Raw genomic sequence first — 18,909 nt, forward strand, 5'->3', positions numbered from 1 at the left:
TAAGTAAGTACGACTATGACAGCAAAACTCTCTGTTTTAAAACCTTTGTTCCGTTTTTCATTAATATTAATGGCAGTTTTTATACTGTCGAGAATAAGCTTGCTAATATGGCAACAGCAAAGGTTAGCTGATGGCGATAGCCTAGCGGTTTTATTTGGCGGCTTAAGGGTAGACTTAAGTAGTTTAGGGTACTTATTAGCCCTTGCCGTTTTAATGTTGATAGCTCATGTTCTTTTGCGTAGTAAAACCTCTTTATTGCAACTTATTTTTACTCTTTATAGCAGCATAGTCGTTACTTTAATCGTGGTTATTGAAGCTTCTACTCCCGCGTTTATTACCCAGTACGATGTACGACCAAATCGCTTATTCGTCGAATATCTTGATTACCCCCAAGAAGTATTTTCCATGCTATTACATGGCCACCTGTTCGCTATGATAAGCACCTTAATTATTGCAACGCTAAGCTGTGTGTTTGCGTATCGTTATATAAATGCAGCATTTAGCAAACAACAAAACGCTAAAACTGTTAGCCAAGTTGTAATACTCGTTACCACTTTATTAGTCTGCTTAATTAGCGCACGAGGCACTGTAAGCCACCGCCCTTTAAATCCTGCTTTAGTGTACTTTTCAAGTGACTCGCTGGTTAACTCGCTGGCTTTGAATTCAACGTACAGTGTGGCATTTGCTATTAAAAATATGGGCAATGAGAAAAATGCCAGTAGTTTATACGGCAACATGCCACGTAATGAGATTTTACAAACAGTAAAGCAAGCAGCCTATAAACAAAAGTTTATAACTGAGAATATTCCTACACTTTCAAGCAACACGCCTTTTAACACGGGTAAGAAAAAGAATTTAGTTATCATTTTAGAAGAAAGCTTAGGTGCACGTTTTGTTGGTGAACTAGGTGGCATTGGTGTGACTCCTGAGCTTGATAAGTTATACAAGCAAGGCTGGGGCTTTAATAACTTATACGCAACTGGCACTCGTTCTGTTCGAGGCATTGAAGCGGTAACAACTGGGTTTACTCCGTCTCCTTCACGCTCAGTGGTAAAACTATCAAAATCACAGCGTAATTTTTTCTCACTAGCTGATGTATTAGCCCGCACAGGCTACACCACTCAGTTTATTTACGGCGGTGAAAGTCATTTCGATAATATGAAAAGCTTTTTCTTAGGCAATGGCTTTAGCGATATTGTAGATATCAATGACATGCAAAACCCTGAGTTTATTTCGTCATGGGGTGCAAGCGACGAAGACTTGTTCAATCAAGCTGATAAAGAGCTAAGCGCATTAAATAAAGCAGGCAATCCTTTTTTTAGCCTTGTGTTTACTTCAAGTAACCACGATCCATTCGATATTCCAGAAGGTAAAGTAACACTACCTGAAGGCCATGACTCAGAAAACCTCAAACGTGATCTAGCAATCAAATATGCAGACTATGCACTAGGTAAATTCATAGCAAAGGCAAAAACGCAAGATTACTGGCAAGACACAGTATTTTTAGTGGTTGCAGATCATGATGTGCGAGTGTTTGGCTCAGAGCCTGTGCCGCTTAAATCTTTCCATATTCCTGCCGTGATCCTAAATAGTGGTATGGACGCAAAGCAGGATACTCGCTTAGTCAGTCAAATAGACTTACCTGTCACTTTGTTATCGCTATTGGGCGTAGACCAAGCGACACCTATGCTTGGTTATGATTTAACTAAACAATACCCAGTTGAGCGCGCCATGATGCAGTACTACGACAACTTTGCTTACGTTGAAAATGGTGAGGCAGTGATACTCATGCCAAACCAAAAGGTTAGCTATTGGCACTACGACCCAGCCACTAAAACCCAAGTAGCTATTGATAAGGCTGGCAGCAGCGTTGAACTTGCCAAAAAAGCTCTGGCTCACGTCTTATTTAGCAATTTAGCTTATACCGAACAGTTGTATCGCTTACCAAATAAATCGTAGCGATGAGGAATAATCATGAGCATGAAAATTAAACAACTCCTTATTAAAAAATGGCAAGTTAGCTACAGTCAGTTTGTGTGGCTGGTGTCGTTGTACTTGGTTATCGCATTTAATGGTCTATTTTTATTTAACATGGCTGAAGCAGCAAGCAAGCCAGAACATGTCAATTGGTTATTTATAGCAAGCGTACCGTTTTTATTATTAGCACTGACGGCAATGGTGTTAAGTTGGTTATCGTTAATCACCTTTGTAAAACCAGTGCTTTTAACAAGCATCGTAGTTTCGTCACTGTTGTTTTATGCAACCTTAAACTACGGTGTTATCTTCGATAAAAGCATGCTACAAAATATCTTAGAGACAAACTCAGGTGAAGCATTTTCATACTTAAATATACAAGTTGTCGTCTTTATTTTTGTACTTGGCGTGCTCCCCGCTTACTTGTTTTCACGTTTTAAAATTGTTGGTAACTTTCGTGTTCGTCTAAAAAACTTTGCGCTTCTCAACGTCACAGCATTTATTGCTATAGCAGCTATTGCAGTACCATTTTATAAAGATTATGCCTCTGTTGGGCGTAATAACCGTCAATTAACTAGCTATATTACCCCTTTTGCATTTTACACCGCGGGCTATAAGTATCTGCGCGATAATTATTTTTATCCGCCTTTACCATTTAAAGTACTGGATAAAACGCCGCATTTACTAGAACAGCAACAAAGTTCGCTGACAATTATGGTAGTAGGTGAAACAGCTCGTGCAGCAAACTTTTCACTGCAAGGATATAACAAGCCAACTAATCAATATACACCTAAGCTTGGCGTTAAATATTTCAGTGACGTTAGTTCATGTGGCACGGCTACGGCTATATCTGTACCTTGCATGTTCTCGCGTTTAGACCGTAATCACTATGATTCGCGCATAGCGCAAAGCCAAGAAAATGCGCTTGATATCATTCAACGAAGTGGTGTCGAAGTAACGTGGATTGATAACAATAGCAGCTGTAAAGGGGTTTGTGTGCGGGTAAACTCACAAACGGTAGAACCAACAAAGAGCAACCCACTTTGTGATGGACGCTATTGTTTTGATGAAGTACTCGTGGAAGAGTTAGCTACAAAACTTGCCAAGAGTAATGCTAAACATCAACTTGTTGTGTTACATATGATTGGTTCACATGGTCCAACTTACTATCGTCGATACCCAAAAAAAGACAGTGTATTTATGCCTGATTGTCCGCGTAGTGATATTCAAAATTGTAGCAGCGAGCAACTAACAAACACCTATGACAATACTATTGCTTATACAGACTTAGTACTCAGTAAACTTATTAATTTAATGCAAAACAGTCAGGCGGATGACAAAGCCCTGCTGTATGTTTCTGACCATGGTGAATCACTTGGAGAAAAAGGCTTGTACTTGCATGGCTTCCCATACGCATTAGCACCTAAAGAGCAAACCCAAGTGCCTATGTTGTTTTGGAGTAATAAACTAGCCGATACCCGTTTTAATCAATGTATCGAACAACAGCGTAACAACGCTTTTTCTCACGATAATATTTTTGACACCCTACTTGGTTTAACCCATGTAGACAGCACTGAATATCATCCAGAGCAAGATATCTTCAATGCTTGCTCAAAACAAAGCTAACGAAATAGAGATTTCATACTATGCAATTTGATAGCACTAACAAACCCATTGGCATTAAACGTATTCGCCTAGCATTTAAAAACTCCCAACGTGCATTCACTTGGTTAGCAAAGCATGAGTCTGCTTTTAAACAAGAGCTGATACTGTTGGTCCTTGCCATAGCAGTGGTTTTTGTATGGCAAATTAACCTGTATGAGAAAATCATGCTGCTTGTATCTGTACTATTTGTGATGTTTGCTGAAGTCGTAAATACGGCAATTGAAGCCACAATAGACCGTGTAGGCCTTGAAATTCATCCATTATCAGGCCTAGCTAAAGACTTAGGATCAGCAGCCGTACTTATTGCCCTAACAATTTGTGCGCTGGTATGGGGCGGTGTGTTTGTGAACAATCTAAGTTAACTCGCTTTTTTATCATCAGGGGTGTCATTACAAAGTGCACAGTGGCGCCCTTTTGATGAATGATATAAACGGGTTGCGATAAAAATTGCCGTGGCAATAAAAGACCAAAGTAACGCAAAGCCTAATGCGCTGAGTGTCTCGTGACCTTTCAGTATTTCCACCATAAATAATAAAATAGCCACCAGCGTGAAAACTCTAGTGGCTCTTAAAACCCAAAATTTAATACCCATAACTTACTCCTTTAAATGAGACCCCTTTAAACGAGCCTCCTTTGAAAGAATGAGTGTAGTTCAAAATAAGAAAAACACCTTATAAATCCAGAACAGGCTCAGACAATATTTGTACGTTATTTTTAAATACCTCTAACAGCCCCGGCGGTGAGTGTTCAGTACCAAGTACGGTAACATGACATACATAACGATAACCGTTATTAGTAAAGGTATAAAAATGATTTCCGCCACTGCCATCAAAGCTTAGACTGCCCCCTGTGATCACAAGGCTTGGCTCATCTTGCATAGATTGATCTATTTCCCATGCTGCATAGCGGTACTGATTATCAGCAAGCTCATCGATACGAATTAAGTGCTTTTTTGTTTGCCACGTTAATATCGGTTTTGTAAATTCACGAAGGCTTTTATGTAATGCTTGTTTTTGCTCGTCAATCAGTGCTTCGCGTCGTGCTTTTTCTGCCTCTGATTCATAAGGCACAGCCCAAATAGAGCCATCAAAGTCTAACCAAAATTTGCCTGAATCAAACATAATGCCGCGCCACCCCATCATTTCCCAGTCGTGGCGAATATTTGAATTCACGATTTTTTCGACAAACTCTTTATCAAAAATTTGCTCAAACTTTTCTATAAGCATTTGCTCATTTTCAATTGCTTGCAGAGGCGCTTTGCGCTGCAGAGGATAATGCACTCGCTTGGCGATTGCAGCTCTATCACCCGCTTTAAACGCCGCAACCACAGGTTTTACAATTTTTATATGTTTTGTTGCGGCTGTTGTTGAAAAAGAGATAAGGCAACCGAACAAAATTACCGCGAAATACTTCATATGCCTACTTTAAAATTTAAAAACCAGATTATTCAAAGCGTAACAAATTTTTGTATATACAGTACAGGTGCTATTTCATTAACAACTCAATCTCAGCGCTTTGATTACCAAGCCTATCAATTGCAATTATCTTCATTGCCTCTAATGGTCGTTGTCCATAAGAAGCTGCAACAGAGAACGTACTCTCATCACTTGAGTAAATATGATAGTGCCACTGCTGCGCATATTTTAGATAGACAAGTAACTCAGACACTTGATCTGAATCTGGGTGTGTCCAAGTCAAATGAACATCGTCACCATCATATTTAACATCAACTTTAACAGCTGCTATTACTGACGCATCTAGCCAAGGAGTTTCTGGAATTAAGGCTTGATGTTGAAATACGCCTTTAGTAATCACATCACTCATCAATTGACTGCCTTCAAGCGCTGTAACATTCCAAAAAACTGTACCGGGTGAAGTTGATAAAAACCCACGATTTATCATAATTTGATTGACGACCTCATCAACACCAGCCTCATCAAATGAACGCAATGCATTAATGCCAGGCCATAAATGTCGCCCATGAGTGTTTTGTGATTGCCACCAGCTTAATAAGAGCGGGTAGCTTTGTGCATATTGATTAATTGGCCAATAAAGTTGCGGTGAAAAATAATCAAGCCAGCCTTCGTTAAGCCACAGCTTTGCATCAGCAAACAAGGTGTCATATTGATCCATACCACGAATAGTTTCAGGTTCATCAGGCCTATATATACCAAATGGGCTTATCCCAACAAGAACATGAGGCTTTGTTTGTTTAACTAATTTGTATAAGCTTTTCACAAAATGATTTACTGCTTCACGGCGCCAATCACCGATAGATAACTCACCACCTGCTTCTAAATACTGACTGTATTGTTTAGCATCAGGAAAACCTTCATCGTTATTGTAAGAAGGATATGGGTAAAAGTAGTCATCATAGTGAATACCATCTAAATCATAGTTTTCTACAAGTTCCGTTAATACACTTAAAGTATGCGACACTACAGCTTGATCTGTAGGCAAAAACCAATAGGTCTCATTTTTTAGTTTCACTACTTTATCCGTCATTTTTTCAACAACTGAATGCTCTGAAACGGGGCCTCCAATGTGATGATGAGCGCGGTATGGGTTTATCCATGCATGTAACTTTAAGCCTCGTTTATGTGCTTGTTCTATCCAAAATTTTAAAGGATCATAAAACGGTTCAGGTGCTTTTCCCTGCTTTCCAGTAAGATAATAAGACCATGGTTCATTCGTACTTTTATATAAACTGTCTGCTTGCGGTCTAACCTGAAAAATAACGGTATTGAAGTTATGTTGTTTTAGTAAATTAAGGATTTTAATTGCTTGTTGTTTTTGCTCAGCAACAGATAATCCAGGCTCTGATGGCCAATTAATGTTTGCAACGGTTGCTACCCATGCAGCACGAAACTCTCTTGCAACCTGAGGTTGCTGGATAGTGCCAAAAAACTGCTTTTCAATGTTCGTAGCCTCTTGTTTTTGCATAAAAACACACGCATTCAAAGCAAAGCAGATGAACAATAATAATAAATGTTTAAAATACACTGTATACCTCACAAAAAAGGCACAACAAAAACTTGTTGTGCCTACATGAATCTAATTCAAATAAGAAAATTAGAACTTCATTTGCGCGCCGACCAAGAAACGACGACCATAATCATGAATAGCTAAAGGGCGATTAGCATCTGGCATACCGGTGCTATTACCTGAAGTCGCTTTTTGCTCTTCATTTGTTAAGTTAATAGCTTGGAAAATAAGATTAAAATCTTCAGAAACATTGTAGCTTATATTCAAATCATACTGACCAAAACCATCTTTATACTGATTTAAACCAAGGTAATTTGTATAAAAATATTCTGAACGATAGGTATAAGAAACACGCGCACTGAAAGCTGTATTTTCGTAGTAAACAGTCGCGTTGAAGGTATCTTCTGAATTGTTAGGTAACACAGCCTCTTCACCCGCAGCTTTTTGCTCTGCAGTTTGCTCTAGCTCAGCATCTGAATAAGTGTAGTTCGTTTGAATGCCGAACCCATACATTAGCTTTTGCGTGTAGTTCACTTCAAAGCCGGAATTCTCACCACCTAGCCCGTTTTGCGGTTGAGTCACTAAGAAATCACGAACCTCTTCAACGCCAGTATCAGGGTCTGTCCATGTCCACTGCTTTTCAATAGTGGTATTGGTAATATACGAATCAATGCCTTTATAAAATAAGCTAATGACAATATTGATGACTCATTAAAGTACCACTCAGCTGATAAATCATATTGAGTTGAACGATAAGGTTTTAAATCTGGATTGCCTTGTGAGCCTTTACAACCTGTTGCCGCTGCACAGTAGCCACTTTTACGCGCTGATAAAAAATCGTAGTCAGGACGAGACATTACTTTAGCTGCAGCAAAGCGAAGCACAACATCATCCGTAAAGTCATAGTTAATATTTACACTTGGTAAAAAGTCATCGTAGCTATTTGAACTATACACATCTTGAATATTTTCAGGCGCAAAACTACGTCCTGTGTATTCAACTGAACGAGAGTCAAGCTCTGTTTTAACTGCACGTACGCCCATATTACCGCGCCACTTATTGTGCTCGAACACAGCTTTGACGTATCCAGCCGTAACGGTTTCTTCTAGATCGAAGGTGTAGTCAAGGTGCTCATAAGGACCTGATGTTGGGCTAGTAGACGAGATCCAGTCTGCATATTGGTTATTATCAAACTGCCATAAAATGCCGTCACTAGCAGAATCACTTGCAAACATACCCAAATTAAAATTTTCACCTGCTGCTGAGACTTTTGGATAATTGGCTTTCATTAAACTGGCTGCTTTTGTATGCTCACGGTATTTTACACCCGCTTTAATTGCAGTGAAAAAACCAGTATCTAATAAATATTCAACATCAAATTGTGCATAAAGCTCATCAGAATCGTTGAATATATCATTTTTATGGTTGTAATCTAATCGATAATCTTCAGGGCTTAAATCTGCAGATAAAGTTACATCAGGCGTGCCGTTTTCTAATGTAAATGATGCATTTGTATTGGCGTAATACTCAGAATACACATCACTCACCTCACCATCCGCTTTACTATAACCAAATTGACCTGTAAGAGTGTAATCATCGGCTTTAAAAGTCACTTTTAAATCATGAGCTTGAGTCTTAAATTCACCAAGGTAGCCCGCATTACCATAATAACCCAAGTTATTGTGTGCTGGTAAATCACCTGCGACAACCGTACCATCAACAATCACTGGGTTCTCAATATTAGCAATATTCTGTAAGATAAAACCGCTTGAATACGTGCCATATGATTCATGTTCTGACTTTGAATATAAGTTATTGAAAACAAATTCAAGATTATCATTAGCTGCGTATTGGAATGTCGCTGTTGCGGTATCTAAATCACTATCACTTGCGTAGCGGTTGTAACCCACTGCCCCTGGATAAAATTCTGCATTCCCATCTTGGTTGGCATCTGTGCTGCGATATCCAAAACGTACTTCTTTACTATCACGCTGCGTTGCCGTTTCTTTGTGGACAAAACCAACATTAAACCCAAAGTCTTGGGCTTCATTTTTCCATGAATATAAACCAGACACGTATGGCTTAGTTTCGTCTGCGTTTTCAAAATGAAATGCTTTTACTGAAAGCGCAGCATAGTTAGCTTCACTATCAAGCGGTTTACGTGTTTTTACTACAACAGTGCCGCCAATTGAACCCTCATCAATGTCAGCTTCAGCAGACTTATAAACCTCTAGAGTATCGACCATTTCTGCTGGTAATAATGAGTAATTAAAACCACGCGACGGGCGTGTAATTGATGCCGAAGCCGTTGCAGAAGCCACATTTTGGCCATTTAACAGCGTTATATTTAAATGAGGTGCTGTACCACGAATACTCACTCGATCGCTTTCACCGCCTAAGTCTTTCTCTACTTGCACGCCTGGAATACGCTGTAGTGCATCAGCAACTGTTTGATCAGGAAATTTACCGATATCTTCGGCAGAAACCGCATCAACAACGCTGTTTGAAAAACGTTTCATGTTGATACTTTTCTCAACTGACGCCGCATAGCCGCGTACTTCGATCTGCTCTATATCCTCTTTTGTAATTTTATTTTTTCCATCTTCTTGAGCAGCTGCAAAGGCAGTCGTACATGTTCCTAACACAAGTGTTGGGAGCAATGCTTTTTTAATACAAACAGTTAGCGTGGAGAATTTTTTATTCATGGAAATGTAACCCTATCGTTTTTAAAAAGTGAGAGATTTTGTGACTACAAACTACATAAATGCTCTTTTGAACAACAACTGGTAACAACTTTATTGCTACATTGCGGCTACAATAGTAGCAACGCCGCACAAAATCAAGATATTTTATTCTTAATTATGCAACAAGATGAAATATAAAATTCCTAAAAAACATCCAAAAACACCCCTAAAAAAGACAATAAAAACACTCCATTAAAATCAATTATTTGAATTTATAATAAAAATAAGCACTTATAATTAAACCAGTACCTAAAAAGCATTCTTAAAAGAAAGAATTATTCTAACAACAAATCAAACACAACATTGACACTTGCTCTGAAGGTAATCGATTCTTGTAAATACTTACCTTCTGGGACTGCATTAATACGTGAGCCCGTTACCATAATTTGTTCAATATTGTTGTTGCTACCATAGCCGAAGTGACTACCTACCTCTTGCGATTGAATACTATACACTCGACCAAGTTTCGCTTCGAATGCGCTAGCAAGGCTGCTCCCCTGTTGTTTGGCATTCACTACTGCCTTATTCAGAGCGACTTGCTCGTAGTCTGAGGCTTTCGTTGATAAAAGTTGAATTTGCTCGATTTGATTGACACCCACTTTAAGCGCAAAGTTTAAGAAACCATCCAAAAGAGAGAGTTGTTTAAGGCTGACTTTGAGCTTACGCGTGGCTCGAAAACCATCTTTAGCTAGGTTATCGTTTTCGTCATAACGCATATTGGGCTCAACAAATATCCGCCCCGCAGAGATACTTTTTTCGTCTATAGAAAAATTGCTTAATCCCGCAAGAAGTTTGTTCACTTGCGTATCGACTTGCTGCTTCGCTTGCAAACTTTCAGCTTTTACAGATTCAAACTCTAACGTGATATTAGCCATATCGGGAGCAGTACGCACAACAGCCTCACCTTTAACAACGATGTGGCGATTATCTGGTAAACTCGTTGCAGCCATCACAGAACTGGTACATAAAACCAATAGTAACAAAGATTTAAGCATCATAACCTCTCCCTAGAAAAAGTTATGATGCCTTGCTACGGTATGAAAGTATAGTAATACTATGCTTTAATGAAGTGTAAAAAAACCAAAGTTAGCAAGTCTGCACTCGCTACCGCATCGAAGTTAAGATGAGAGGAAATAAAATCTAAGCAGCTTTAGCTCGCCATCGCATTGTCGACGTAATCTTCGACCATATCTGCAAAATCTTGGTCAACAATGCCAAGTTCAGATAAGCATTGCTCTTTAATTTTAAACCACTCGCTTGAATACTGTTGGTGGCGCGCATAGTCCACAGCACTCTCTGCGCACTTTAAAATGGCATACGCCATACGCTGCTGCTCATCATTGCTTTGCTCTAAAAAGTGCGTGTTGTGATGATTTAAAATAACGTGACATAGTGGCTTAGGTAGGTGCCATGATACAGAAATAAAGTAGCCAATCACCGCATGGTCACACTGATAACGTGCTTGTTCAAGGTCTGTAATTGCGAGCTCTTTGGCTAGGTTTGCTTGCTTGAGTACCTCAACATAATCTCTAAATTTTAATGCCATAGCAGCAATACCTACATTATGAAAAAGCCCTAATGAATAAAGCTCATCCACTGGCATTAAAGACTTATAACGATTACCCAGCAACACACAGGCATTTGCAACTTCAACCGATTCATCCCAAAAGCGCTCTAAGCTAATACAAGCATTGCCTTTAAAGTTTTGCTTTAGGAGAGCCAAAGTTACCAGCCGATTAAGCTGATCTAACCCTAAAAACATCGCCGCTTGGCGTATATCACTTATGGTGCGTTGTAAGCCAAACACGGGGCTGTTGATTGTTTTTAATAATAAGGCCGAAAGGCTAATGTCACGTGATATTAAATTGGCTACTTTATCTAAGCTTGCATCAGATTTTTGCATTTCTTCGGCAATTTGGCTCAATAGCTCAGGTTTAGGTGGAATATGAAAACCGCGTTCGAGTGAAACTAGGTGTTGTTCATCTAAGTTGATCATTTGCCCAAGAGCCTCCGTTAATAAGCAACGAGCAATTTAATAGTTTAGATGTGTAAAATAACCTAAGAAGTTTGCCTTAGTATTGTTTGAGATCAATGTGTTGCGAAGAAAGGGAATTAATTCATAAAAAGCTAACACGGCATATTATGACACGTTGCTATAATATGCCGTCTTTTTGAAGGTTTGCGGTTTGCTTAGTGAGCAAGTACGCTTAGCCACTCATCAGGGTTTGCTAAAATGAACTCAAATACATCCTTGTTATTTAGAGTAATGCGAATTCCATCTGCTGTGATTGGCAAAATACCCGCACCTTTACCTGAACACTTATCAACGTTATTGATTTGCGCTCGTGAAAATCTGTATGGGCCTAAGCCTAACTCTTTATTAAACGGTTCAAAAACAATGTCTTGTTCAGTAACTAAAAGCTTACCATCCGCTTTTGCGACACCCGATTGAATAGTTGCTGCTGATTCTTTGACTGTGTGTGCGTGCATATCCTTTACTCCACTTAACAAATGAGTGTTAGCCTACACTCAATTAAACCTTAAAATAGCGTACCAACTTAAGATACAACAAGTACGAAAAAAGTACAGTTAAATCAATTGATTTCAAATCATTATTTTACAAAGGGCTTTTGAACACGTTAGATTACTTTTCCTTTGTTTAGGGCTTTTAATATTTTCATAAAAAAGCCGTCACAACTTTTACCCTTTCTTATGTGAACAAATAAAAATACGCTATGCTTAAAATAACAACAGGATAGGTGCCGTAAACTGATGACAAAAGCGTTGCAGCATACAAAAAATAAGTTAAAAGTGAATGCTATTATCGTGATTGCATTAGTAACATCGCTTACTGTTATCTCTTTATTCTTTTACAGAAATGTTGACTCACAATGGCATGACTATTCAAAAACTGCTGCTAACGTTTATGTACTTCACGACAAGCTCATTCAAAGACTTGGTTATGGTGGCTTTATTCACCATTTTAAAAACCTAGTGCTTAGAAAAAATACAGATCTATACCTACCGCCCATTGAACAGGAACTCATCGAAATAAAAGAGATCCTTGCCAAACTTGGTGCAATCAAAGAATACGATAAAACAGCACTTAGTGACGTTAAAAAAACGGTTATTGAATATGAAGACAAAGTCGATATTGTTTTAAAGATGATTACTAACGGCGCTACAAGCGAGCAAATAGACTCTACAGTAAAAGTGGATGACGCAGCCGCTTTAAAGGCACTTGCCGCTTTTGAGCAACATGTAAACTCGATACTCCAAAATAAAAGCATCGCTATTGATGAAAACTTTCAAATTGCTTACATCGTGCATGTGCTAACAATCATATTGCTCACCAACATATTGCTTATTTACTTTAGAAAGCTATCAAACTCATATAAACAACAGATTGAGCTCACTGAGCGTGCGGTAGAAGGAGCGAGAATAAAATCAGAGTTTTTAGCAAATATGAGCCATGAAATACGCACCCCACTTAATGGCATAATGGGGCTTTTACAAATTTTGCAGCCGAACATTCAAAAACCGAAAAATATTGAAGTTGTTTCTAAGGCGCTGTTTTCTTCTCGATCACTCCTTACCATTATCAACGATATTTTAGACTTTTCGAAAATGGAGGCGAACGAGCTTTATATTGAACAGGTGGATTTTTCGATGTCGAAGGTCGTTGAGTCGATCAATTCTGATTTTCTGCCGCTTTGTAACGAAAAAGCAATTGAATTAAACATAGATATAGACGATGACGTTGAAGATTTATGGATAGGAGACCCAGTTCGGGTTCGACAAATTATTTTAAACCTGGTTTCTAACGCCGTTAAATTTACCGAGCAAGGTGGCGTGCAAGTAAAGATTAATAAATCTTCGCAAATCCAAAAGCAAGGTGTTGAGATAGAAGTGATTGATACCGGCATTGGTATGAGCAAAGAGGGTTTAATGCACCTGTTTAACCGTTTTCAGCAAGCCGATAACAGCATAACGCGGCGTTTTGGCGGCACAGGATTAGGAATGTCGATCACCGCTAATCTCATTAACCGTATGAACGGCCGTATTGATGTAGACAGCGCACTCGGTAAAGGCACCCATTTCACCGTTTATTTACCACTCAAAGTCTCTGAAAAGCAACACTTAAATGATAGCTTTACTGATGTAACCGCACCTGATTTATCGGCTAAAACCTTATTAATTGCTGAAGATAACCCGCTCAATACTATGATCATCAAGTCGATGCTAGCTGAAACCAACGCAGATCTTCATTTTGCAAAAGATGGTGCTGAAGCAGTCGAGTTATTTAAACAACTTAACCCCATTTTAGTTTTAATGGATATACAAATGCCAATTATGGGGGGGATAGAAGCCTGCTCCCATATTCGTAGTATTGATAAAGAGATTCCCGTTATTGCCTTGACTGCCAACGTGATGAAAGAAAATATAATCGAATACATGAACTGTGGTTTTAATGGCCACGTAGGCAAACCCATTGAAAAGCATTTACTATTTAAAGCGCTGCATGATGCAATTGCAGTTAGCCGCGATGAGCTCATTGACTAAGCTTTTATAGTACAGCGATAACCCTCTGATTTTTAATTTCTTATAAATATACCAATTTTTAAAAGCGTAACTTATTACATATTTTCAATGAGTTATATTTGTAGATTACTACTAACTCCCTCTCTTATAGCGCTGTACAAATATCATTCGATATTAATTGACTTAGCTAAAAAGATCCCCCATAGTCGAAAAAACCATCAGTACACATTAGACCAAATTATAAAACCAAGTAGCAAACTAATTGCTATAAACAAAAATGTGGAGGAGATGCGTTATGAACCGTAAGTCAAAATTAATCTACCGTATTATGTTGGCCTCTAAGCTTCATAGCCGTAATAAAGAGATATCACTCGATACATTAAAACAAGGCTGTTGTCTAAGTGACTCTGAATTACTAACCATTTTAAAAGAGCTAGAAATTAAAAAACTGATCAGCTGGGATGCCAGTAAATCTGCTTTTATGATTTCAGCCTAGCTCAGCATATTTAAACGACAGCTTGGCTATGCATTGCTGTCGTTTTAACATATACCCGACCCGGTTTAATCATTTAAGTTTTTACCTTCCTAGCCCTTTAAATACACTTTTGAAAGATGAACTTAATCGATTACGTAAATATACTGTGAATACGTATGTACAAATTTGTTACACACAAACCTTGGGTATATATTTATCAGACTGTTTGTTAGTACACACAATTTAAATTGACAACAAGGTCTGACATGAATTCACTTCTTACCAAAAGCTTGCTTATATTTACACTGAGCTTACTCGCTGCATGTTCACAAACCACAAGTACAAAAAGTGCCTATGAACCAGAACCCTATGTAAAAATAACTCATCCTGAATGGTCAAAAAATGCGGTACTTTATCAATTAAATACTCGCCAATTTACTCCAGAAGGAACCTTTATTGCAGCACAGCAACAGCTGCCTCGCTTAAAAGCATTAGGTGTAGATATTATTTGGCTCATGCCCATTAACCCTATTGGCGAAGAAAATCGCAAGGGCAGTTTAGGTAGCCCTTATTCTGTAAAAGATTACCGTAAAGTAAACCCTGAATTTGGCACATTGAATGATCTAAAAGCCTTTGTTGATAAAGCTCATGAAATGGGTATGTATGTTATTTTAGATTGGGTAGCGAATCACAGTGCCTGGGATAATTGGCTTCGCTATGAGCACCCTGATTGGTACGAGCGTGATTATCAAGGAAACTTTAGGCCAACGCCTTGGTGGGACTGGTCTGACATTATCGATTTTGATTATTCAAAGCCAGCGCTGCGTAAGTATATGACTGAATCAATGAAATACTGGGTAAAAGAAGTAGGTATTGATGGCTATCGCTGTGATGTGGCAGGCTTTGTACCCGTCGACTTTTGGAATAACGTTCGCCGTGAGCTTGATGAAATAAAGCCTGTTTTAATGCTGGCTGAGTGGGAATCTCGTGATTTACATGCTAAAGCATTCGATATGACTTACGCTTGGTCATGGTCTAAGCATATGCATAATATCGTAAATGCTCATGCCGATGTCAGCGCTCTCTTCCTTTATTATTCATGGAATGAAAGTGCATTCCCGGCCGAGGCGTACCGCCTTGTAGGTGTTGCAAATCACGACACCAATGCATGGGAAGGCACCATGTTCGAAAACTACGGCGATGCACTTGAAGCTGTAATTACACTTTCTGTGATCGGCGAAGGTTTCCCGATGATTTATAACGGACAAGAAGCTGGCAACGATAAACGACTCGCCTTTTTCGAACGCGATCCAATAAAGTGGCAAAAGCACCCTATCGGTGATTTATACCAATCGCTATTTGCACTCAAACATAACAATGAAGCCCTGTGGAATGGTCAATTTGGCGGCCGCATGGTACATGTACCAAACACCGCACCTAAGCAGGTGCTTAGCTTTGTTCGTGCAAAAGGAAACGATAAAGTATTTGCCGTATTCAATCTTTCAAAAGAGCCTAAAACTGTCAGCTTTAAAGAGCCGTTGTTTACAGGAAAATATAAAGAAGTACTTTCTAAAGAAATAGTTGAGTTTACTGAAAGCTCAACACTAACCCTGCCTGCTTGGGGGTTTAAAGTATTCGCGAAATAACAATTTTGAGTGCACTTAAGAGAGCATGAATTCCTTTATCAATTCTTATAAAAAAAGGTGCTACTGCACCTTTTTTTATTATTAAGTATAGAAATAGTTTAGTAAAAGCAATGGCGCTAATACGACTGTCTAACGCTAGATTAGGCCAGTTATCTACTATTTTTTTCATTTCTAGATCGAGTAACCACCGCGCCAAAATTGATACTTTTTCATTAATGAATTTTCATTTCATACTACTCATCTTTAAAGTTTGAAAATTTCAATATTTTAAATAAACATAGTAATTTCATAACCTTAAGAATTTAGCGGTTTAGTAATTTAATCGTTTAGTAATTTAATATTTTTAATGGTTTTAATACTTTTAATAATTATTGATATGACAATTAAACCAAGTACCATATTTGGATACGGAGGATAAGATGAAATCAGAACACTCAGGAACCAGCCAAGCTCCAATCAAAAACAAACCTCTTATTTTTGATTACGGAAGCCTGACTATTTATGGAAAAAAATACAGAGTCAGCCCTGCCACATTTAGGGTTTTTGAGGTTCTTTATCGGAATATTGGAAAAACAGTTAATAGGTACGAATTACTAAGGATTGGTTGGCCAGAACAGAAAGCTGTTATTGGCAATGTAAATGTTTCAATTTATCAGTTAAGAATTATCTTGAATGACACCAGCTACATTATTGAAAGTGTGAGAGGAGTCGGTTTCAAGTTAATAAATATAAGGAGAGAATAAAATGAACGTATTGGACAAGAATATAGATGAGTCTATTGTTAACTTAATACTTGTTATTGACTCTTTACCACGTCTCAACTTCGCGAGAAATAACCGAGCATCTATTTCAGAGCTCTCCAGCAAACTACTTCTCGCAGGCCTAGATAACACATCACTTGAAGACAAAATAAACTTTATTAAGCTCAGCTCTACTTTTCTTAATGATGCAATGCATCATAACGACACTGAAGAAAAAGCATTAAATAGAGAAGAAATTGATTACATAAACTATGTAACAAGTAACTAAAATGATAATACTCAAAAAAAACAAATTAAGAATTATCAATCATTCTTTAGCACTTTCGTTGTTAACATTGGTGCTGTTTTACGTCGACTTTAAGCTCTTCATTTTGAGCCTGACATTCTTAATTTTATTCATCGTTTTCTGTTTCATTTCAAGATTAGAAAAGTATAGACAAGGGCTATACTTTTCATTCTTATCATTTGAATCTTACATTAATTCTGAAAGAGTTCTTGAAAGAAGGTTACCTTTCTATACTTACTATTGGGACAATAAAGCATTCCCAATTCACTTAAGTTTTAGGGAGCATTAAGGCGCTCACTATACACCTGCCTAACACCCACAGTGCCACCACCATTGAACATGCATAAATACAAGCAGCAGTTTGACCTATTTTAAGAACTCTAGACTCCTCACTTATCAAAAACCATACAAAAATTAAGTCTGTCAAATTGCACAGCAAGCCTAACGAACCGCATTAAGGCATAAGCAACAATACCATCCAAATACTATTGCACATAAACACGGCACCGCGTCTTGGACTGAAAAAGCCAAGCATCTAGAGCAATTAAAATAAAATCAGATAAATATTGGATTACAACAGAGTATTAAAACTTGAAAAAGATAATGAAAATAAAGAAAGTCACCCAAATAGGATTTTGGGTGGCAGTCTTACCAGCCGCATCTCGGCACACACGTCACACGCTGTGGCTGCTCCCTTCCGGGCCTGACCAGGTTCACCTGCTAGTGTTGCGAGAGGACCAATAAGACTACCATTGAGGGCCTTGTTTGGCGCGGGAGGGATTATCTCTACTTTTAGCCTGTTATTCAAGGGGTATTCGAAAAAGAAAGTGCGATTGCATACTTGGTATACAATCGCACTGTATTTAGAGGGGTAATTACTTACTTTTCAAGTTCAGCTTTTATGTTGCGTAAAGCTGATTTCACTTTTTTCATATTTTCTGGCCCCATGCGCAGCAATTGTTTTTGCGCATCAGGAAGATTTTCCCATTCAGAGTATGCGTATTGATAAGTGACTGAGTTACGAACTAGTGGCATATCACCTTTTGGTTCTGGCGTATCTAGAAGCACATCAATAGCTTCTTCTAAAGTCCCAGTAAATGCATCACCTTCGTAGCCAATTTCTGCATAAGCTTCGTTGATAAGAGGTTTATATTCATCATACATACGAATCACTTGCGCAGCACTTAAGCTTGTAAAGAGTTTCACATAAGGCGTATAGCGCTCATAGCTATTTGGATCAATTGTTAAAATATCACCTTCTATGACTTTGAACGACTCCTTAGGGCGCTCAACAGGAGCATGACTTAATGCTACTTTACCTTTTGCAATGTTATCAACATACACAACACCACGACGAATAAGATCATCAGTCACCATTAAACTCATCACTTGGTCACTTAGTAATTCATCCATGCGAGCAACAACAACTTCATCACTTTCATTTAAGGTTGGTAATGGCTTAACTTCAGGAACTGGCTCAGGAGTGCGCTCTGGAGCTGTATCTACTACAACAGGCTCTGGTTCAGGGTTTGTAACTTCTGGTTCTGACTCTGCTTCTGGTTCTTGATATTCCACAACAGGTACTTCTTCAGTAACAATGTCTTCAACAACTTGAACTGGTTTATCTTCAGGCTTTAATAAAATAAACGCTGCTACACCAGCGATAAGGATAAGAATAACAACCGCAAAAATGAGGTTATTATTTGATGAACCTTTTTGTACTTCAGGTTCTGACGAATGCTCCGACATAGACACTCCCTTAAAAATAAAACAGATAAAAATACGAAAAAACCATTTAGCCTTGAGCTAATCTTTGCTTCTTCTAGCTTAA

The 18,909-nt window shown here is 38.4% G+C and carries 17 protein-coding genes and 1 other RNA gene; 8 read left to right on the forward strand and 10 right to left on the reverse strand.

Translation table 11 applies throughout. The annotated features are described in order from the left end of the window. Positions 1-15 precede the first annotated feature (15 nt). Genes J8Z25_RS11300 through J8Z25_RS11310 form a run of 3 tightly spaced genes read left to right on the forward strand, consistent with a single transcriptional unit; the run spans position 16 to position 4,001 of the window. Positions 16-1,959 carry an LTA synthase family protein gene (locus J8Z25_RS11300; protein WP_167658359.1) on the forward strand — a complete coding sequence of 648 codons (1,944 nt, stop codon included), beginning with the start codon at positions 16-18 and terminating at the stop codon, positions 1,957-1,959. A gap of 15 nt (positions 1,960-1,974) precedes the next feature. Next, complete coding sequence (locus J8Z25_RS11305; RefSeq protein ID WP_130051051.1) at positions 1,975-3,600, forward strand: phosphoethanolamine transferase; 1,626 nt, start codon at positions 1,975-1,977, stop codon at positions 3,598-3,600. Between the two features lie 20 nt (positions 3,601-3,620). Further along, positions 3,621-4,001: a diacylglycerol kinase gene (locus J8Z25_RS11310; RefSeq protein WP_130051050.1), complete on the forward strand. Its 381-nt coding sequence runs from the start codon at positions 3,621-3,623 to the stop codon at positions 3,999-4,001. Here the strand turns inward: J8Z25_RS11310 and J8Z25_RS11315 are convergent. The 8 genes from J8Z25_RS11315 to J8Z25_RS11350 all read right to left on the reverse strand — a co-directional run bounded on the left by J8Z25_RS11315 (position 3,998) and on the right by J8Z25_RS11350 (position 11,858). Beyond that, a complete protein-coding gene (locus J8Z25_RS11315) occupies positions 3,998-4,231 on the reverse strand; it encodes a hypothetical protein (RefSeq protein WP_130051049.1) in 234 nt (77 codons plus the stop codon). The two genes, J8Z25_RS11310 and J8Z25_RS11315, sit on opposite strands and share 4 nt — an antisense overlap. A gap of 79 nt (positions 4,232-4,310) precedes the next feature. Then, a complete protein-coding gene (locus J8Z25_RS11320) occupies positions 4,311-5,054 on the reverse strand; it encodes a hypothetical protein (protein ID WP_130051048.1) in 744 nt (247 codons plus the stop codon). A gap of 70 nt (positions 5,055-5,124) precedes the next feature. Next, on the reverse strand, positions 5,125-6,582 hold the full coding sequence (locus J8Z25_RS11325; RefSeq protein WP_130051047.1) for a glycoside hydrolase family 10-like protein: 1,458 nt from the start codon (positions 6,580-6,582) through the stop codon (positions 5,125-5,127). A 129-nt stretch (positions 6,583-6,711) separates the two neighbouring features. After that, positions 6,712-7,206: a TonB-dependent receptor domain-containing protein gene (locus J8Z25_RS11330; protein ID WP_350338344.1), complete on the reverse strand. Its 495-nt coding sequence runs from the start codon at positions 7,204-7,206 to the stop codon at positions 6,712-6,714. Then, entirely contained in the window at positions 7,206-9,329 is a 2,124-nt protein-coding gene (locus J8Z25_RS11335) for a TonB-dependent receptor (protein ID WP_250661060.1), read from the reverse strand. The genes J8Z25_RS11330 and J8Z25_RS11335 overlap by 1 nt, the downstream gene beginning before the upstream one ends. Positions 9,330-9,643: 314 nt before the next feature. Further along, the gene (locus tag J8Z25_RS11340) at positions 9,644-10,366 is read right to left on the reverse strand and encodes an SIMPL domain-containing protein (RefSeq protein WP_250661061.1); all 723 of its coding nucleotides are present in this window, start codon (positions 10,364-10,366) and stop codon (positions 9,644-9,646) included. A 152-nt stretch (positions 10,367-10,518) separates the two neighbouring features. Next, complete coding sequence (locus J8Z25_RS11345; protein ID WP_130051044.1) at positions 10,519-11,364, reverse strand: HDOD domain-containing protein; 846 nt, start codon at positions 11,362-11,364, stop codon at positions 10,519-10,521. 194 nt (positions 11,365-11,558) lie between these two features. Continuing rightward, the gene (locus J8Z25_RS11350; protein ID WP_130051043.1) at positions 11,559-11,858 is read right to left on the reverse strand and encodes a hypothetical protein; all 300 of its coding nucleotides are present in this window, start codon (positions 11,856-11,858) and stop codon (positions 11,559-11,561) included. A 282-nt stretch (positions 11,859-12,140) separates the two neighbouring features. On the opposite strand from J8Z25_RS11350, the gene J8Z25_RS11355 reads away from it, so the two are divergent. The 5 genes from J8Z25_RS11355 to J8Z25_RS11375 all read left to right on the forward strand — a co-directional run bounded on the left by J8Z25_RS11355 (position 12,141) and on the right by J8Z25_RS11375 (position 17,060). Beyond that, entirely contained in the window at positions 12,141-13,931 is a 1,791-nt protein-coding gene (locus tag J8Z25_RS11355) for an ATP-binding protein (RefSeq protein ID WP_250661062.1), read from the forward strand. Between the two features lie 274 nt (positions 13,932-14,205). Further along, positions 14,206-14,406: a hypothetical protein gene (locus tag J8Z25_RS11360; protein WP_130051041.1), complete on the forward strand. Its 201-nt coding sequence runs from the start codon at positions 14,206-14,208 to the stop codon at positions 14,404-14,406. 245 nt (positions 14,407-14,651) lie between these two features. Beyond that, positions 14,652-16,031 (forward strand): alpha-amylase family glycosyl hydrolase, encoded by a 1,380-nt coding sequence (locus J8Z25_RS11365; protein ID WP_250661063.1) that lies wholly within the window; start codon positions 14,652-14,654, stop codon positions 16,029-16,031. Between the two features lie 419 nt (positions 16,032-16,450). Further along, on the forward strand, positions 16,451-16,774 hold the full coding sequence (locus tag J8Z25_RS11370; RefSeq protein WP_130051039.1) for a winged helix-turn-helix domain-containing protein: 324 nt from the start codon (positions 16,451-16,453) through the stop codon (positions 16,772-16,774). 1 nt (position 16,775) lies between these two features. After that, positions 16,776-17,060: a hypothetical protein gene (locus tag J8Z25_RS11375; RefSeq protein ID WP_130051038.1), complete on the forward strand. Its 285-nt coding sequence runs from the start codon at positions 16,776-16,778 to the stop codon at positions 17,058-17,060. Between the two features lie 664 nt (positions 17,061-17,724). Here J8Z25_RS11375 and ffs read toward each other — a convergent pair. Together ffs and J8Z25_RS11385 are read right to left on the reverse strand one after the other, a co-directional pair. Further along, positions 17,725-17,821, reverse strand: an RNA gene (ffs, locus tag J8Z25_RS11380) — signal recognition particle sRNA small type. A 136-nt stretch (positions 17,822-17,957) separates the two neighbouring features. Then, the gene (locus tag J8Z25_RS11385) at positions 17,958-18,827 is read right to left on the reverse strand and encodes a DUF3014 domain-containing protein (RefSeq protein WP_250661064.1); all 870 of its coding nucleotides are present in this window, start codon (positions 18,825-18,827) and stop codon (positions 17,958-17,960) included. Between the last annotated feature and the right edge of the window lie 82 nt (positions 18,828-18,909).

The organism is Pseudoalteromonas sp. SCSIO 43101 (assembly GCF_023650775.1).
GTDB lineage: Bacteria > Pseudomonadota > Gammaproteobacteria > Enterobacterales > Alteromonadaceae > Pseudoalteromonas > Pseudoalteromonas apostichopi.

Excerpts from the sequence above, each read along its gene's own strand:
- J8Z25_RS11300 (WP_167658359.1), top strand. The coding sequence starts at position 16 with ATGACAGCAAAACTCTCTGTTTTAAAACCTTTGTTCCGTTTTTCATTA.
- J8Z25_RS11305 (WP_130051051.1), top strand. The coding sequence starts at position 1,975 with ATGAGCATGAAAATTAAACAACTCCTTATTAAAAAATGGCAAGTTAGC.
- J8Z25_RS11310 (WP_130051050.1), top strand. The coding sequence starts at position 3,621 with ATGCAATTTGATAGCACTAACAAACCCATTGGCATTAAACGTATTCGC.
- J8Z25_RS11315 (WP_130051049.1), bottom strand. The coding sequence starts at position 4,231 with ATGGGTATTAAATTTTGGGTTTTAAGAGCCACTAGAGTTTTCACGCTG.
- J8Z25_RS11320 (WP_130051048.1), bottom strand. The coding sequence starts at position 5,054 with ATGAAGTATTTCGCGGTAATTTTGTTCGGTTGCCTTATCTCTTTTTCA.
- J8Z25_RS11325 (WP_130051047.1), bottom strand. The coding sequence starts at position 6,582 with ATGCAAAAACAAGAGGCTACGAACATTGAAAAGCAGTTTTTTGGCACT.
- J8Z25_RS11335 (WP_250661060.1), bottom strand. The coding sequence starts at position 9,329 with ATGAATAAAAAATTCTCCACGCTAACTGTTTGTATTAAAAAAGCATTG.
- J8Z25_RS11340 (WP_250661061.1), bottom strand. The coding sequence starts at position 10,366 with ATGATGCTTAAATCTTTGTTACTATTGGTTTTATGTACCAGTTCTGTG.
- J8Z25_RS11345 (WP_130051044.1), bottom strand. The coding sequence starts at position 11,364 with ATGATCAACTTAGATGAACAACACCTAGTTTCACTCGAACGCGGTTTT.
- J8Z25_RS11350 (WP_130051043.1), bottom strand. The coding sequence starts at position 11,858 with ATGCACGCACACACAGTCAAAGAATCAGCAGCAACTATTCAATCGGGT.
- J8Z25_RS11355 (WP_250661062.1), top strand. The coding sequence starts at position 12,141 with ATGACAAAAGCGTTGCAGCATACAAAAAATAAGTTAAAAGTGAATGCT.
- J8Z25_RS11360 (WP_130051041.1), top strand. The coding sequence starts at position 14,206 with ATGAACCGTAAGTCAAAATTAATCTACCGTATTATGTTGGCCTCTAAG.
- J8Z25_RS11365 (WP_250661063.1), top strand. The coding sequence starts at position 14,652 with ATGAATTCACTTCTTACCAAAAGCTTGCTTATATTTACACTGAGCTTA.
- J8Z25_RS11370 (WP_130051039.1), top strand. The coding sequence starts at position 16,451 with ATGAAATCAGAACACTCAGGAACCAGCCAAGCTCCAATCAAAAACAAA.
- J8Z25_RS11375 (WP_130051038.1), top strand. The coding sequence starts at position 16,776 with ATGAACGTATTGGACAAGAATATAGATGAGTCTATTGTTAACTTAATA.
- J8Z25_RS11385 (WP_250661064.1), bottom strand. The coding sequence starts at position 18,827 with ATGTCGGAGCATTCGTCAGAACCTGAAGTACAAAAAGGTTCATCAAAT.